This is a genomic window from Pseudoduganella sp. jia 12 (assembly GCF_055502675.1).
This window is the reverse complement of record NZ_JBUXKP010000001.1, coordinates 382924-397345: the sequence shown is the minus strand read 5'-3', so window position 1 is coordinate 397345 and position 14422 is coordinate 382924. Positions and strand designations below refer to the sequence as shown.

16 protein-coding genes are annotated in these 14422 nt (G+C 62.5%); 15 read left to right on the top strand and 1 reads right to left on the bottom strand.

Going from position 1 to position 14422, the window contains the following annotated elements; translation table 11 throughout:
- Position 1 precedes the first annotated feature (1 nt).
- Entirely contained in the window at positions 2 to 613 is a 612-nt protein-coding gene (locus tag ACY65G_RS01565; protein WP_464995619.1) for a Maf-like protein, read from the bottom strand.
- A 176-nt stretch (positions 614 to 789) separates the two neighbouring features.
- On the opposite strand from ACY65G_RS01565, the gene ACY65G_RS01560 reads away from it, so the two are divergent.
- The 15 genes from ACY65G_RS01560 to lepB all read left to right on the top strand — a co-directional run bounded on the left by ACY65G_RS01560 (position 790) and on the right by lepB (position 14419).
- Positions 790 to 1284, top strand: a complete 495-nt coding sequence (locus ACY65G_RS01560; protein ID WP_464995618.1) for a YceD family protein — start codon at positions 790 to 792, stop codon at positions 1282 to 1284.
- Positions 1285 to 1457: 173 nt separating this feature from the next.
- Positions 1458 to 1640, top strand: coding sequence for a 50S ribosomal protein L32 (rpmF, locus tag ACY65G_RS01555; protein WP_005666806.1), 183 nt, complete (start codon positions 1458 to 1460; stop codon positions 1638 to 1640).
- A gap of 204 nt (positions 1641 to 1844) precedes the next feature.
- Positions 1845 to 2888 carry a phosphate acyltransferase PlsX gene (gene plsX, locus ACY65G_RS01550; protein ID WP_464995617.1) on the top strand — a complete coding sequence of 348 codons (1044 nt, stop codon included), beginning with the start codon at positions 1845 to 1847 and terminating at the stop codon, positions 2886 to 2888.
- Between the two features lie 6 nt (positions 2889 to 2894).
- A complete protein-coding gene (locus tag ACY65G_RS01545; protein ID WP_464995616.1) occupies positions 2895 to 3881 on the top strand; it encodes a beta-ketoacyl-ACP synthase III in 987 nt (328 codons plus the stop codon).
- 299 nt (positions 3882 to 4180) lie between these two features.
- Positions 4181 to 5122 (top strand): ACP S-malonyltransferase, encoded by a 942-nt coding sequence (gene fabD / locus ACY65G_RS01540; protein WP_464995615.1) that lies wholly within the window; start codon positions 4181 to 4183, stop codon positions 5120 to 5122.
- Positions 5123 to 5137: 15 nt separating this feature from the next.
- Complete coding sequence (gene fabG / locus ACY65G_RS01535; protein WP_464995614.1) at positions 5138 to 5884, top strand: 3-oxoacyl-ACP reductase FabG; 747 nt, start codon at positions 5138 to 5140, stop codon at positions 5882 to 5884.
- A 156-nt stretch (positions 5885 to 6040) separates the two neighbouring features.
- Positions 6041 to 6280, top strand: coding sequence for an acyl carrier protein (acpP, locus tag ACY65G_RS01530; protein ID WP_130188465.1), 240 nt, complete (start codon positions 6041 to 6043; stop codon positions 6278 to 6280).
- Positions 6281 to 6322: 42 nt separating this feature from the next.
- Positions 6323 to 7567 carry a beta-ketoacyl-ACP synthase II gene (gene fabF / locus ACY65G_RS01525; RefSeq protein ID WP_464995613.1) on the top strand — a complete coding sequence of 415 codons (1245 nt, stop codon included), beginning with the start codon at positions 6323 to 6325 and terminating at the stop codon, positions 7565 to 7567.
- A 345-nt stretch (positions 7568 to 7912) separates the two neighbouring features.
- Positions 7913 to 8401, top strand: coding sequence for a hypothetical protein (locus ACY65G_RS01520; RefSeq protein WP_464995612.1), 489 nt, complete (start codon positions 7913 to 7915; stop codon positions 8399 to 8401).
- A gap of 69 nt (positions 8402 to 8470) precedes the next feature.
- Entirely contained in the window at positions 8471 to 9070 is a 600-nt protein-coding gene (gene rpoE / locus ACY65G_RS01515; protein ID WP_464995611.1) for an RNA polymerase sigma factor RpoE, read from the top strand.
- A 64-nt stretch (positions 9071 to 9134) separates the two neighbouring features.
- The gene (locus ACY65G_RS01510) at positions 9135 to 9422 is read left to right on the top strand and encodes a sigma-E factor negative regulatory protein (RefSeq protein WP_464995610.1); all 288 of its coding nucleotides are present in this window, start codon (positions 9135 to 9137) and stop codon (positions 9420 to 9422) included.
- A 250-nt stretch (positions 9423 to 9672) separates the two neighbouring features.
- On the top strand, positions 9673 to 11178 hold the full coding sequence (locus ACY65G_RS01505; RefSeq protein WP_464995609.1) for a DegQ family serine endoprotease: 1506 nt from the start codon (positions 9673 to 9675) through the stop codon (positions 11176 to 11178).
- Between the two features lie 89 nt (positions 11179 to 11267).
- Positions 11268 to 11516: a glutaredoxin family protein gene (locus tag ACY65G_RS01500; RefSeq protein WP_464995608.1), complete on the top strand. Its 249-nt coding sequence runs from the start codon at positions 11268 to 11270 to the stop codon at positions 11514 to 11516.
- A gap of 192 nt (positions 11517 to 11708) precedes the next feature.
- Positions 11709 to 13502, top strand: a complete 1794-nt coding sequence (gene lepA / locus ACY65G_RS01495; protein WP_464995607.1) for a translation elongation factor 4 — start codon at positions 11709 to 11711, stop codon at positions 13500 to 13502.
- Positions 13499 to 14419 (top strand): signal peptidase I, encoded by a 921-nt coding sequence (lepB, locus tag ACY65G_RS01490; protein ID WP_464995606.1) that lies wholly within the window; start codon positions 13499 to 13501, stop codon positions 14417 to 14419. Before lepA ends, lepB begins: the two co-directional genes overlap by 4 nt.
- Positions 14420 to 14422: the final 3 nt, after the last annotated feature.

Below are 14422 nucleotides of genomic sequence, written 5' to 3'. Positions count from 1 at the left end.
TTCAGGCCTTGAAGAAGGGGACGCCGGCAGCGCGCAGCATGCCGGTAAGGGCGATCAGCGGCAGGCCGGTCAGCGCGGTGGGATCCGAGGAATCGATGCGTTCCAGGATGGCGATGCCGAGGGCTTCGTTCTTGGCGCTGCCGGCGCAATCGTACGGCTGCTCGATGCGCAGGTAGGCATCGAGTTCGGCGTCCGGCAGGTCGCGGAACTTGACGACGGTGCGGATATCTTCCACCTGTGCATTGCCGGTGCGGCCATCCCACAGGCACAGCGCGGTGTGGAAGACCACTTCGCGTCCGCGCATGGTTTGCAACTGGGCGAGGGCGGCCGCATGGGTGCCGGGCTTGCCGATCTGTTCATCGTCCAGCGTGGCAACCTGGTCGGAACCGATCACGAGGCTGCCGGGGTGGCGCGCCGCGACGGCGCGGGCTTTTTCGCGGGCCAGACGCAGTGCCGTGGCGGAGGGCGCCTCGCCAGCCAGCGGCGTTTCGTCGATGGCCGGCACGTCGACCGTGAATGGCAGGCGCAAGCGGGCCAGCAGCTCGCGGCGGTAGGCCGAGCTGGAGGCGAGGATTAATGGAGGAAAGACGGGTGGCGGAAAGTTGTGATTCATGGAAAGATTTTATTGTGGCGAGGCGCCACGAATTGTTATATGCTCTGTGCGCCGTTGGATTTACGTCCCTGGATGCCCTGAAACCGCCGGGCGCGCGCGCAAGTCTTTGACCGGGCGCTGAAAACCCTGCTATTATCTCAGGTTTTCGAGGGAAGTTTTAGCCGATGAGCGCTGCGATGAACGTCCAACTGATCGACGCCTTTGAATTCTGTCGAACGGGTGGCACCCGTGAAGGCGTAACGCCGGTCGCCGGGATGGAACGCCTCGTGCGCGATTGCGCTTCTCCCGATGGCGAGCTCGCCTGGAGAGTCGAAGGCGGAACGAGCAAGCAGGGTTTCCCGCAGTTGCGCCTGGCCGTGAGCGGCACCGTGCAACTGGCCTGCCAGCGCTGCCTGACCCCGTTCGCCTACGAGATCGATTCCTCGACCGTGCTGATGCTGGGCGAGGATGATGCCAAGGCCGATGAAATCGAACAGGTGATCGATGACGAGACGATCGACGTGATCGTCGGTACGCGCTCGATGAACCTGATGGACCTGATTGAAGACGAGGCCCTGCTGGCCTTGCCGCAAGCACCGAAGCACGACGTCTGCCCCGACACGGCGCTGCTCGATTCGGTGCGGAGCGAAAAGAAATCGCCATTCGACGCGCTGAAGGCGTTGAAAAAATAAAGACAATTTTGCAGTAAAGAATATGCCAATCGGCTGCGAGTGGCATTGAGTAGTAATGCAGCATGGTAGCGCGACAGTAATTCGAATGCCGCAATACCGCTGGGATACTCGATTTGCATGTATTTGCCAGTCGATTGTGTTAAAATTTTAGAACTTATGTATTAGGAGTCATCATGGCAGTTCAACAGAACAAGAAGTCCCCGTCGAAGCGCGGCATGCACCGTTCGCACGATTTCCTGACCGCCCCGAACCTGGCAGTCGAGCCGACCACCGGCGAAACCCACCTGCGTCACCACATCAGCCCGAACGGCTTCTATCGTGGTCGCAAGGTGCTGAAGACCAAAAACGACGAGTAATCGGCGTTTTGGTTTCGGCCAAAGACCAAAAGCGGTGCACGCGAAAGTTTTTATCGTGGCGCCGCTTTTTCTTTTCGCCGTCCCCGAGCACCTTCCAGCATGCGATGGCTGTATTTCCGCATGCTGTTCCCCGGCCTGCCGGGAATTGATGTGTCTTGAAACCGCAGGCTCCGGCGTTGTCGCCGGGATTGCATCTTGCCCGCAATGACAATAAAAATTTCTATCGACTGCATGGGCGGTGACCACGGCCCGTCGGTCACGATTCCTGCCGCAATTTCCTTCCTGAACCGCGAAACCGATGCCGAGCTGATCCTGGTAGGCCTCGAGGACGTGCTCCGCGCCGAACTGAAAAAGCACCGCGCGGGCGACCACGCCCGCATCACGATCCTGCACGCCTCCGAACAGGTGCTGATGGACGATCCCCTCGAAGTGGCCCTGCGCCGCAAGAAGGATTCGTCGATGCGCGTGGCCATCGAGCAGGTCAAGGACGGCAAGGCCCAGGCCTGCGTTTCCGCCGGCAATACCGGCGCGCTGATGGCCGTTTCCCGCTACGTACTGAAAACCATGGCCGGCGTCGATCGCCCGGCGATCTGCGGTATCATGCCGAACCAGAAGGATGGCCCCACCTATGTGATGGACCTGGGCGCCAATGTCGACTGCGAGCCGCACCACCTGCACCAGTTCGCGATCATGGGCTCCGTGCTCGTGCATGCGATGGAGGGCATTGCGCGGCCCACCATCGGCCTGCTCAATGTGGGCACCGAGGACATCAAGGGTAACGAGGTGGTGAAAGCCACCTCCGCCTTGCTGCAAACCGACCACGAGCGCGGCAAGCTCAATTTCTTCGGCAATGTGGAAGGCAACGACATCTTCAAGGGCACGACGGACGTCGTCGTGTGCGATGGCTTCGTCGGCAACGTGGCCTTGAAGGCCGTCGAGGGCGTGGCGGGCTTCTTCAAGATGGTGCTGACCACCGAATTCAGGCGTACTCCGCTCACGATGCTGGGCGCGGCGATCGCCAATAGCGCGCTGAAGCGCATCCGGCGACGCCTGAATCCTGCGCGCTATAACGGCGCCAGCCTGCTGGGCCTGCGCGGCCTGGTGTTCAAGAGCCACGGCGGCGCCGAGGTGGAAGCCTACGAATGGGCGATCCGCCGGGCCTACGATGCTGCAAAGAACGATGTGCAGCAGCAGCTGGCGGACCTGATCGCCGAATTGATGCCGCGCGAAAACACAACCATTGGATGAGACGGCATGACCCTGTACAGCAAAATCATCGGCACGGGCAGTTACCTGCCCGAGCAACGCGTCACGAACCAGGATCTGGCCGACCAGCTGGCAGCCAAGGGTATCGAGACGTCCGACGAGTGGATCACCTCCCGTAGTGGTATTGCGGCGCGTCATTACGCGGCACCGGAACAGGTGTCCTCCGACCTCGCGGTGCACGCTGCCCGGCGCGCATTGGAGATGGCGGAACTGCAGCCGGACGATATCGACCTGATCATCGTCGCCAGCTCCACCCCGGACTTCTTCGGCAGTTTCCCCAGTACCGCCTGCATCGTGCAGCGCAAGCTGGGCATGACCAATACGAGCGCGGCGGTGGATGTGCAGGCTGTCTGCAGCGGTTTCGTCTACGCGCTGGCGTCGGCGGACAGCTTCATCAAGTCCGGCATGCACAAGAACGTGCTGGTGATCGGCTCGGAAGTGTTTTCGCGCATCCTGAACTTCGAAGACCGTACCACGTGCGTGCTGTTCGGCGATGGCGCCGGCGCGGTGGTGCTGAGCGCTTCCGAAGAGCCCGGTGTGCTGGCGTGCAAGCTGCACGCGGATGGCCGTCATTCCGACATCCTCTCCGTGCCCGGCAACGTGGCCGGCGGAGCGGTGGCGGGCAGTGCGTTCCTGTACATGGATGGCCAGGCCGTGTTCAAGCTGGCCGTGACGGTATTGGAAAAGGTTGCCCACGAGGCGCTGAATGCGGCCGGCATGACGAGCAGCCAGGTCGACTGGCTGATCCCGCACCAGGCGAATATCCGCATCATGAACGGCACCGCGAAGAAGCTGGGCATGACGCCGGAAAAAATGGTCGTCACCGTCGACCAGCATGGCAACACCTCGGCCGCCTCGATCCCGCTGGCGCTCGATACCGCCGTGCGCGATGGCCGCGTGAAGAAGGGCGATGTCGTGCTGATGGAAGGCGTCGGCGGCGGATTCACGTGGGGTGCCGTCCTGGCGAGGATGTGACCCAAACAGCTTTACCTGCTCGCCAGGACTTGGCGAGGATGTAAGAATAAAAAGCTTTACCTGCTCGCCAGGACTTGGCGAGGATGTGACCCAAACAGCTTTACCTGCTCGCCAGGACTTGGCGAGGATGTAAGAATAAAAAAGCTTTGCCTGCTTGCCGGGACTTGGCGACGATGCAGGTTGTCGGCGCAAGCTTTAGGTGGAATGCAAACGGCGGTGTACAATGCGCGCCGTTTTAGAATTGTTGCTCTAAACGCGGATGCGCCCCGGCGTGTCCGCTTTCATAACGAGAACACACCATGACCCAATTCGCATTTGTATTCCCCGGCCAGGGTTCCCAGGCCGTGGCCATGATGGCCGGTTTCAACGGCAACCCGATCGTCGAGCAGACGATCGCCGAAGCGTCGGACGCGCTGCAGTTCGATCTCGGCAAGCTGATCGCCGAAGGCCCGAAGGAAGAACTCGACCTCACCACCAACACGCAACCGGTCATGCTGACGGCCGCCGTCGCCGTCTACCGCGCGTGGATCGCCGCGGGCGGCCCGGTGCCGTCCCTCGTCGCAGGCCACAGCCTGGGTGAATATTCGGCGCTGGTCGCGGCAGGCGTGATCCCGTTCAAGGATGCGGTGCCGCTCGTGCGTTTCCGCGCGCAGGCCATGCAGGAAGCAGTGCCGGTGGGGCAGGGCACGATGGCCGTCGTGCTCGGCCTGTCCGACGACGACGTGCGCGCCGCCTGCGCCGAAGCCGTCGCCGCCGATCCGACCCAGGTGGTGGAGGCGGTCAACTACAACGCGCCCGCCCAGGTCGTGATCGCCGGCCATGCCGCCGGCGTGGACAAGGCATGCGAGATCGCCAAGGCCAAGGGCGCCAAGCGCGCGATGCGGCTGCCGGTATCGGCGCCATTCCACTCGTCGCTGCTCAAGCCTGCCTCGGACCGCCTGCGCGACTACATGGAAAGCATCCATTTCAGTGCGCCGCAGATCGATCTGATCAACAATGTTGATGTTGCTGTATTGCATGATCCGGCGAGCATCAAGGATGCGCTGGTGCGCCAGGCCGCTAGCCCCGTGCGCTGGGTGGAAACGATGCAGAAGGTGGCGGCGGGCGGCATCACCCAGGTCGTCGAATGCGGTCCGGGCAAGGTGCTGATGGGACTGACCAAGCGCATCGACCCGAACCTGGTGGGCGACGCGATCACCGACCAGGCCGCGCTGGAACGCCTGCTGGCAACGTTGAAATAACATCGAAGGAAGACCATGAATCTGTCCAACCAAGTCGCGCTCGTCACGGGCGCATCGCGCGGCATCGGCAAGGCCATCGCCACCGAACTGGCGCGCCAGGGTGCGAAAGTGATCGGCACCGCCACCACCGAGGCGGGTGCCGAGGCGATTTCCGCTTACCTGGCCGACATCGGCGAGGAGGCGGGCAAGGGCATCGTGCTGGACGTGACCGATGCGCAGCGCTGCGGCGCCGTCATCGACGAAGTGGGCAAGCAGTTCGGCGCGATCGCCATCCTCGTCAACAACGCCGGCATCACGGCCGACCAGCTGGCGATGCGGATGAAGGACGATGAATGGGACAAAGTCATCGCCACCAACCTGTCGGCTGTCGGTCGCCTCTCCCGCGCGGTCCTGCGTGGCATGATGAAAGCGAAGACTGGGCGTATTATCAACATCACGTCGGTGGTGGCCTCTTCCGGCAATCCGGGACAAATGAATTATGCGGCGGCCAAGGCCGGTGTCGAAGGCATGTCGCGCGCACTGGCCCGGGAAATCGGCAGCCGCAACATCACCGTGAACTGCATCGCACCGGGTTTCATCGACACCGACATGACGAAAGTCCTGGGCGAGGAACAGCATGCGGCCCTGCTGACGCAGATCCCGCTGGGGCGCCTCGGCAAGCCGGAAGACATCGCCGCGGCAGTGGCTTTCCTGGCTTCGCCGGGTGGCGCGTACATTACCGGCACGACATTGCATGTGAATGGCGGCATGTACATGGGGTAATAACAATTAAACGGTCTTGCATGTGTTTAAATGCCTGATCCCGTTTTTTAGCACCGATTTCGGTAAAGCTGAGCACAGAAGCCGAAATTAGTTTTTCAGCGCGCAAACCTGATAAAATGCGCGCTTTCCGTAACATACACACAATGGAGCCATAACATGTCCGATATCGAACAACGCGTTAAGAAGATCGTCGCCGAACAACTGGGCGTCGCCGAAGCCGACATCAAGAACGAATCGTCCTTCGTCGATGACCTGGGCGCCGATTCCCTCGACACCGTTGAACTGGTAATGGCACTGGAAGACGAGTTCGAAATGGAAATCCCTGACGAACAAGCCGAAAAGATCACCACCGTGCAGCAGGCTATCGACTACGCGACGAACCACGTCAAGGCCTAAGTTCGTAGCAACAGCAGCAAAGATCGACTCCAGGAGAATCGCTTGAGTTCCAAAAACCGTCGTGTGGTGGTTACCGGCTTAGGTGTCGTGTCCCCGATCGGCAATTCGATTGCCGAAGCGTGGAGCGCGGTTACCGAGGGCAAATCCGGTATCGCCAACATCACCAAGTTTGATGCCAGCGCGTTCTCGACCCGCTTCGCCGGCGAGGTCAAGAACTTCAACGTCGAGGAGTATCTCGACGTCAAGGAGGCCCGCCATATGGATGCGTTCATCCATTACGGCATGGCCGCGGGTATCCAGGCGATCCAGGATTCCGGTCTGGTCGTCACCGAAGAGAACGCCGATCGCATCGGCGTGATCATCGGCTCCGGCATCGGCGGCCTGCCGATGATCGAAGAACAGAAAGCGGATTACGACAAGCGCGGTCCGCGCCGTATCTCGCCGTTCTTCGTACCGGCCTCGATCATCAACATGATCTCCGGTAACCTCTCGATCAAATATGGCATGCGCGGTCCCAACCTGGCGATCGTGACGGCCTGCACCACCGGCCTGCACAGCATCGGCGCGGCGGCGCGCCTGATCGAATACGGCGATGCCGACATCATGGTGGCCGGCGGTGCCGAATCCACCGTGTCGCCACTGGGCCTGGGCGGCTTTGCTTCCGCCCGTGCGCTGTCGGCCCGCAACGACGATCCCGCGACCGCTTCGCGCCCGTGGGACAAGGACCGCGACGGCTTCGTGCTGGGCGAAGGCGCCGGCGTGATGGTGCTGGAAGAGTACGAGCACGCCAAGGCGCGCGGTGCGACGATCTACGCGGAATTGCTGGGCTTCGGCATGAGCGCGGATGCGTACCACATGACGTCGCCGCTGGAAGATGGCAGCGGCGGTGCCAAGTCGGCGATCGCGGCCATGAAGAACGCCGGCATCAATCCCGACCAGGTGCAATACCTGAACGCGCACGGCACGTCCACGCCGCTGGGCGACGTGGCCGAAGTCACCGGCATCAAGTATGCGTTCGGTGATCATGCCAAGAGCCTGGTGGTGAGTTCGACGAAGTCGATGACCGGTCACCTGCTCGGTGGCGCCGGCGGCCTCGAAGCCGTGTTCACCGTGCTGGCGATCCACCACCAGGTGGCGCCGCCCACGATCAACCTGTTCAACCAGGATCCGGCGTGCGACCTGGACTTCTGCGCCAATGTCGCCCGGCCGATGGCCATCCAGTATGCCGTCAAGAACTCGTTCGGCTTCGGCGGAACGAACGGCAGCCTCGTGTTCGGAAAAGTTTGAACTTTCCCTGCTCACCCCGGTCATACCGGAGTGAGCGCCAGTAGCCCGGCGGTTGATTGTTGTCAGTTGACTTTTCGTTGACTGTTGACCGTCAGCCGCCGCGGCTTGGCGGTGCCGGCATTCGTCGGCACCCGATCGCCCGGCAAGAGGCCGGCGCTTCCAGGTTCTTTCCCTAGTAATAAGTCAGCTATAAGTCAGGGTCGCGGTTGATCCAGCCGGCGCGAACGCGTCCAGCGCTGCTTCACTGCGTGCTCATTTGCTTCGCTCGTTCGCTTCGCTCGTTTGCCTCGTCGCTTGCTTCGCTCGTTTGCTTCGCTCGTTTGCTTCGCTTTTTCGTCGCGATCCATGTCCATCGCCATCAGCGCCGTCATCCGTCCATCGCCCGCCTTGCGCATGGCGCATGCGGTCCTGTGCGTCGCCGTGCTGGCTTGCGCGGCCTGGTCGGGGCCCGGCATCGCGGGCGCGTCGCTGCTCGCCGCTGGCATTGTGGGAGCTGCTTCCGGGCGTGCCCTTGTCAAGCCGGCGCGCATTGATATTTCGGCTGTCGGGCAAATCCGCCTGGCGGTATACCACCAGAGGGATGCGCAGCACGCGGGCATGGGGCACGGCGTGCGGCTGCTGCCGGGCTCCACATTGTGGCCCGGCCTGTTGCTGTTGCGCTTGAAAGCCGACGCGGGCGAGGCGGGCAAGTCCGGGCCCGTGCACTGGCTGGTCGTGCTGCCCGACAGTGCCGCGCCGGACGTGCGGCGCCGGCTGTCGCTGGCGGCGCGGGCGATCGCCGCGGGCGGGGCTGGCGATGCCGGCGGGGCGAAAAAAAATCCTGTGAACCCCTGAACCAATTACCTCGCGTCGTCTCTATAGCCATATGGAGCGCCGGCGCTGCAGGCCACCGAGGGCAAAGGTGTGACGACAGACCGTGAAAGCGATCAGCTGCTGGTCGAGCGAGTCCAGGCAGGTGAACGGCAGGCATTCGACTTGCTCGTGTGTAAATATCAGCGCAGGCTGATGCGGCTGGTGTCGCGCATCGTGCACGACCCCGCCTCGGCGGAAGACGTCGTCCAGGAAAGCTTTATCAAGGCTTTCCGCGGCTTGCGTCATTTCCGTGGCGATTCCGCCTTCTACACGTGGCTGTATCGGATCGGCATCAACACCGCCAAGAATTTCCTGGTCACGCAGGGGCGTCGCACCGCCACGGCACCTGTCGATGCCGAGAGCGGGGAGGCGCTTGGTGAAGTCGATGGCCTGCGCGACATCAACACGCCCGAGTCGATGTTGGCCAGCAAGCAGATCGCGGAAACGGTCAATGCCGCGATGGATGCGCTGCCCCTTGATTTGCGCACGGCGATCCTGCTGCGCGAGATCGAAGGGCTGAGTTATGAAGAGATATCGGAAATCATGTCATGCCCCATCGGAACCGTGCGCAGCCGCATTTTCCGGGCACGTGAAGTGATCGCCGACAAATTGCGTCCACTCCTGGATATGCCGGTTGACAAGCGCTGGTAAGCCTCCGAAACTGACAGTTCAGTCCGTGTGATCATCGATCATTTTTTCCGCCCAGGGATATGTCATGGAAACCCCGACCCGCCTCCAGGAAAACATCTCGGCGATGGTGGATAACGCATTGCCCGCATCCGAAGTCGAGCTGACATTGGCAGCCTTGTCCGAGCCCGAAGGCCTTGCCGCATGGCGCATGTACCACCTGGTCGGCGACGCATTGCGTGCGCACCAGCCCGAAGCCGAACTCTCCGCCGGCTTCGCGGCACGGCTCGCCGAACGCCTTGCCGCCGAGGAGTTGCCGGGCCGCCCCGCCGATCCGGCGGTGCGCGAAGGCCCCGCTGCCGTCACCGTTTCCTGACTTCCCACTCCTATCTCTCCGTTCTGCCTTCGAATCCGCGGCGCAGGCGCCATCCTCGACGGTTGCCGCCTGCGCGCCGTTACAGCGCGCTACAAATCTCCTCTTGAAATTTGTTATCAGCTGCAACATCTTGTGCGTGCTGCAACTTCAGCTTTTCGCTTACCATACAGCGGAGCCAGTGGCCGGCTGCCTGCCAGGTAGCCCGCCAACTCGCGTTGCGCCCCGACCCATACCGAAAACAGACATTCCTATGAAAACCAATATCTCTGCTGGTAACAAAACCTTGTCGGCGCTGCTGGTCAGCGCGGGTATCCTGTTCGCGCCTGCCACGCTGGGGCTGGCACCTGTCCATGCCGCGCCGGCCACCGGCGCCGTGGCGGGCCTGCCCGATTTTGCCGACATGGTGGAGAAAGTCGGTCCAGCCGTCGTCAATATCCGCACCACCGAAATCCAGCGCCTGCGCACCCCCGGTGCCGACGAAGAGGAAATGCAGGAATTCTTCCGCCGCTTCTTCGGCGGCCAGATGCCCACCCCGCGCCGCGAAGGCCAGCCGCGCGGCAACCGCCAGCAACAGCAGGTACCGCAGGAGCGCGAAGTGCAGCGCGGCGTCGGTTCCGGCTTCATCATTTCCGCCGACGGCTATGTGCTGACCAACGCGCACGTAGTGGCCGGCGCCGACGAAGTGTATGTCACGCTGACCGACAAGCGCGAATTCAAGGCCAAGGTACTGGGTTCCGACGCGGGCACCGACGTGGCTGTGCTGAAGATCGACGGTTCGCGCCTGCCGGTGCTGACGATGGGCGATTCGAACCGGATCCGCGTCGGCGAATGGGTCGTGGCGATCGGCTCGCCATTCAACCTGGAAAACTCCGTCACCGCCGGCATCATCTCGGCCAAGTCGCGCGACACCGGCGAATACCTGCCGCTGATCCAGAGCGACGTGGCCGTCAACCCCGGCAACTCGGGCGGCCCGCTGATCAATATGCGCGGCGAAGTCATCGGCATCAACTCGCAGATCGCCACGCTGTCCGGCGCCTATAACGGCATTTCGTTCGCCATCCCCATCGACGAAGCCATGCGCGTGGCCGACCAGCTGAAGAAATCCGGCAAGGTCACGCGCGGCCGCATCGGCGTGCAGATCGGCGAAGTCACGCGCGAAGTGGCCGAGTCGCTGGGCCTGAAGGATGCGCGGGGCGCCGAAGTGTCGATGGTGGAAGAGGGCGGCCCGGCATCCAAGGCCGGCCTGCGTCCCGGCGATATCGTCACCAAGTTCAATGGCAAGGACATCGAACGCTCGTCCGACCTGCGCCGCCTGGTCGGCAATACGACGCCGAACACCCGCGCCACCATCACGGTCTGGCGCCAGGGCAAGGCGGTCGACCTGCCCGTCACCGTTGCCGAGCTCGAGTCCGACCAGCCGCGCGGTGCCCGTGGCGAGGGCAGCAAGCCGTCCGGCCAGGGCGCGGCCAATGCGCTGGGCCTGAAGGTGAGCGACCTGGCCGCCGCCGAGAAGAAGGAACTCGGCGTGCAGGGCGGCGTGAAGGTCGATGCGGCCGAAGGCGTGGCGGCCGGCGCCGGCATCCAGGAAGGCGACGTGCTGCTCCAGCTGAACAACGCGCCGATCGTCGATGGCAAGCAGTTCAACGCGCTCGTCTCGAAGCTCGATCCGAAGCGCAATGCGGTCGTGCTCGTGCGCCGCGGCAACCTGGCGCGCTTCCTCACGCTGCGCCCGGCCCTGGCCCCGGCACCGAAGTAAGCACCTGGACAAGCGGCAGGGCGGCGGCCCACCCGCCGCCCATGCCACGCTTGCACCGCATCCACGCATCCCGCTCATGCATTTCACTCATGCATTTCATTCTTTATTCGCGCAGTTATTGCCACCTGTGCCAGGACATGCTCGATGCCCTCCTGGCACTGCGCACGCCCGGCCAGCCGTTTACCGTCGACGTGATCGACGTGGATGCCGACCCCGCGCTGGTGGCCCGCTTCGACGAGCTGGTCCCCGTGCTGTACCGCGGCGAGGAGCGGCTGTGTCATTACTTCCTGGACGAACCGAAGGTGTCGGCCCTGCTCGCGGCAATCCCGCATTCATGAGTTTTTAAGCCCGCCTGGACGTCCACGGCGTCAGATTTCGGGCTTTCCACTCTGAAATCCGGTAAAATGCCAAGGGTTTTTCCTTGCACGTTTTCTCGAAAGGCGCTCGGCAGGGCTTTCCCCGCCCAGAGCGCTTTTTGTATTGGCCGCATCAATGTTGGCCTTCACGCCGTTTTTTTTGCCGTTTTATAAATGAACAACATTCGCAATTTTTCCATCATCGCCCACATCGACCATGGCAAATCCACGCTGGCGGACCGCATCATCCAGCTGTGCGGCGGCCTGTCCGACCGCGAAATGGAAGCCCAGGTGCTCGATTCGATGGACCTCGAGCGCGAACGCGGCATCACCATCAAGGCCCAGACGGCGGCGCTGAAATACAAGGCGCGCAATGGTGAAATCTACAACCTGAACCTGATCGACACGCCGGGCCACGTCGACTTCTCGTATGAAGTCTCGCGCTCGCTGTCGGCCTGCGAAGGCGCGCTGCTGGTCGTCGACGCCTCGCAGGGTGTCGAGGCGCAGACGGTGGCCAACTGCTACACGGCGCTGGACCTCGGCGTCGAGGTGGTGCCGGTGCTGAACAAGATCGACCTGCCGAACGCCGACCCGCCGTCGGCGATCGCCGAGATCGAGGACGTGATCGGCATCGAAGCCGGCGATGCCGTGCACTGCTCGGCCAAGACGGGCCTGGGCGTGGAAGACGTGCTGGAATCGATCATCGCCAAGGTGCCGCCGCCGAAGGGCGATCCGACCGCGCCGCTGCAGGCGCTGATCATCGACTCGTGGTACGACCCCTATGTCGGCGTCGTCATGCTGGTGCGCGTCGTCAATGGCACGCTGAAGCCGAAGGAAAAGATCCGCCTGATGGCCACCGAGTCGGTGCAGCTGGTGGAAGACATCGGCATCTTCTCGCCCCGTTCCGTGTCGCTGCCGGAACTGTCGGCTGGCCAGGTGGGCTTCGTGATCGCCGGCATCAAGGAACTGAAGGTGGCCCGCGTGGGCGACACCATCACCAACGCCGCCAGGCCGGCGCCGGAGCCGCTGCCCGGCTTCAAGGAAGTGCAGCCGCAGGTGTTCGCCGGCCTGTTCCCGGTGGAGGCGAACCAGTACGACGCACTGCGCGACTCGCTGGAAAAGCTGAAACTGAACGATGCCGCGCTGATGTACGAGCCGGAAGTGTCGCAGGCGCTGGGCTTCGGCTTCCGCTGCGGCTTCCTAGGCCTGCTGCACATGGAAATCGTGCAGGAGCGCCTCGAGCGCGAGTTCGACATGGACCTGATCACCACGGCACCGACCGTGGTGTACGAAGTGGAACAGCGCGATGGCTCCATCCTGAAGGTGGACAATCCTTCCCGCATGCCCGATCCATCGCACATCAACGACGTGCGCGAGCCGATCGTCACCGTCAACCTGTACATGCCGCAGGAATACGTGGGCTCCGTCATCACGCTGTGCATCGCCAAGCGCGGCGTGCAGCTGGACATGGCCTACCATGGCCGCCAGGTCAAGCTCGTGTATGAAATGCCGATGGCCGAGATCGTGCTGGACTTCTTCGACCGGCTCAAATCCACGTCGCGCGGCTATGCGTCGATGGATTACGAGTTCAAGGAATACCGCTCGGCGGACGTGGTCAAGGTCGACATGCTGATCAATAGCGAGAAGGTCGACGCGCTGGCCATCATCGTGCACCGCGCCAACGCACCGTACCGCGGCCGCCAGGTGGCGGCGAAGATGCGCGAGCTGATCCCGCGCCAGATGTTCGACGTGGCGATCCAGGCCGCGATCGGCTCGAACATCATCTCGCGTGAAAACGTGAAGGCGCTGCGCAAGAACGTGCTGGCCAAGTGCTACGGCGGCGATATCTCGCGGAAGAAGAAGCTGCTCGAGAAGCAGAAGGCGGGCAAGAAGCGCATGAAGCAGGTCGGCTCCGTCGAGATCCCGCAGGAAGCGTTCCTGGCAATCCTCCAAGTGGAAGAAAAATGACATTGCAAAGCATCCTCGGCAATTTTGCACTGATCCTGTTCGTGCTGATGGTGGTAACCGGGATCATCTGGGTCCTGGACGTGTTTTACCTGGCAAAGCAGCGCCGCGCAGCCGCCGACAAGGCACTGGCCGACTACGACGCCCGCACCGCCAAGCTGACCGCCGATGGCATCAAGGTCGACAGCAATGCGGCCAGCCGGGCGCAGATCGAGCACGCGCTGCTGCGCCAGCCCACGTGGATCGAATACTCGGGCAGCTTCTTCCCGGTGATCGCGCTGGTCTTCGTGCTGCGCTCGTTCCTGTTCGAGCCGTTCAAGATCCCGTCGTCGTCGATGGTGCCCACGCTGCTCGTGGGTGACCTGATCCTGGTGAACAAGTTCACGTATGGCATCCGCCTGCCGATCGTCAACCAGAAGATCATCCAGCTCAATGACCCGCAGCGCGGCGACGTCATGGTGTTCAAGTATCCGAAGGACATGAGCCAGGATTACATCAAGCGCGTCGTCGGCGTGCCGGGTGATAAGATCACTTATGAAAACAAGCGTTTGACCGTGAACGGCAAGCCGATCAGTTACGTGGCGGAAGACGATTACCTGGAAGAAGAAACCCTGAATTACAAGAAGCAATTCAGGGAGAACCTGTCCGGCACCGAGCACCGCATCCTGAACGACGACCGCGCGCCCACGCTGAACCTGTCGGACGTGCGCGATTTCCCGAACAAGGAAGCCTGCACGTACACCTATGACGGCTTTACCTGTACGGTGCCGGCGGGCAATTATTTCATGATGGGCGACAACCGCGACAACAGCGCGGACAGCCGCTACTGGGGCTTCGTGCCCGACAAGAACATCGTCGGCAAGGCGGTGGCCGTGTGGATGAACCTGTCCAGCATGAGCCGGATCGGCGGCATCCAGTAAGGA

Bases quoted from the DNA above. Each gene is read 5' to 3' on its own strand.
- ACY65G_RS01565 (WP_464995619.1), bottom strand. From the start codon at position 613: ATGAATCACAACTTTCCGCCACCCGTCTTTCCTCCATTAATCCTCGCC.
- ACY65G_RS01560 (WP_464995618.1), top strand. From the start codon at position 790: ATGAACGTCCAACTGATCGACGCCTTTGAATTCTGTCGAACGGGTGGC.
- rpmF (WP_005666806.1), top strand. From the start codon at position 1,458: ATGGCAGTTCAACAGAACAAGAAGTCCCCGTCGAAGCGCGGCATGCAC.
- plsX (WP_464995617.1), top strand. From the start codon at position 1,845: ATGACAATAAAAATTTCTATCGACTGCATGGGCGGTGACCACGGCCCG.
- ACY65G_RS01545 (WP_464995616.1), top strand. From the start codon at position 2,895: ATGACCCTGTACAGCAAAATCATCGGCACGGGCAGTTACCTGCCCGAG.
- fabD (WP_464995615.1), top strand. From the start codon at position 4,181: ATGACCCAATTCGCATTTGTATTCCCCGGCCAGGGTTCCCAGGCCGTG.
- fabG (WP_464995614.1), top strand. From the start codon at position 5,138: ATGAATCTGTCCAACCAAGTCGCGCTCGTCACGGGCGCATCGCGCGGC.
- acpP (WP_130188465.1), top strand. From the start codon at position 6,041: ATGTCCGATATCGAACAACGCGTTAAGAAGATCGTCGCCGAACAACTG.
- ACY65G_RS01520 (WP_464995612.1), top strand. From the start codon at position 7,913: ATGTCCATCGCCATCAGCGCCGTCATCCGTCCATCGCCCGCCTTGCGC.
- ACY65G_RS01510 (WP_464995610.1), top strand. From the start codon at position 9,135: ATGGAAACCCCGACCCGCCTCCAGGAAAACATCTCGGCGATGGTGGAT.
- ACY65G_RS01505 (WP_464995609.1), top strand. From the start codon at position 9,673: ATGAAAACCAATATCTCTGCTGGTAACAAAACCTTGTCGGCGCTGCTG.
- ACY65G_RS01500 (WP_464995608.1), top strand. From the start codon at position 11,268: ATGCATTTCATTCTTTATTCGCGCAGTTATTGCCACCTGTGCCAGGAC.
- lepA (WP_464995607.1), top strand. From the start codon at position 11,709: ATGAACAACATTCGCAATTTTTCCATCATCGCCCACATCGACCATGGC.
- lepB (WP_464995606.1), top strand. From the start codon at position 13,499: ATGACATTGCAAAGCATCCTCGGCAATTTTGCACTGATCCTGTTCGTG.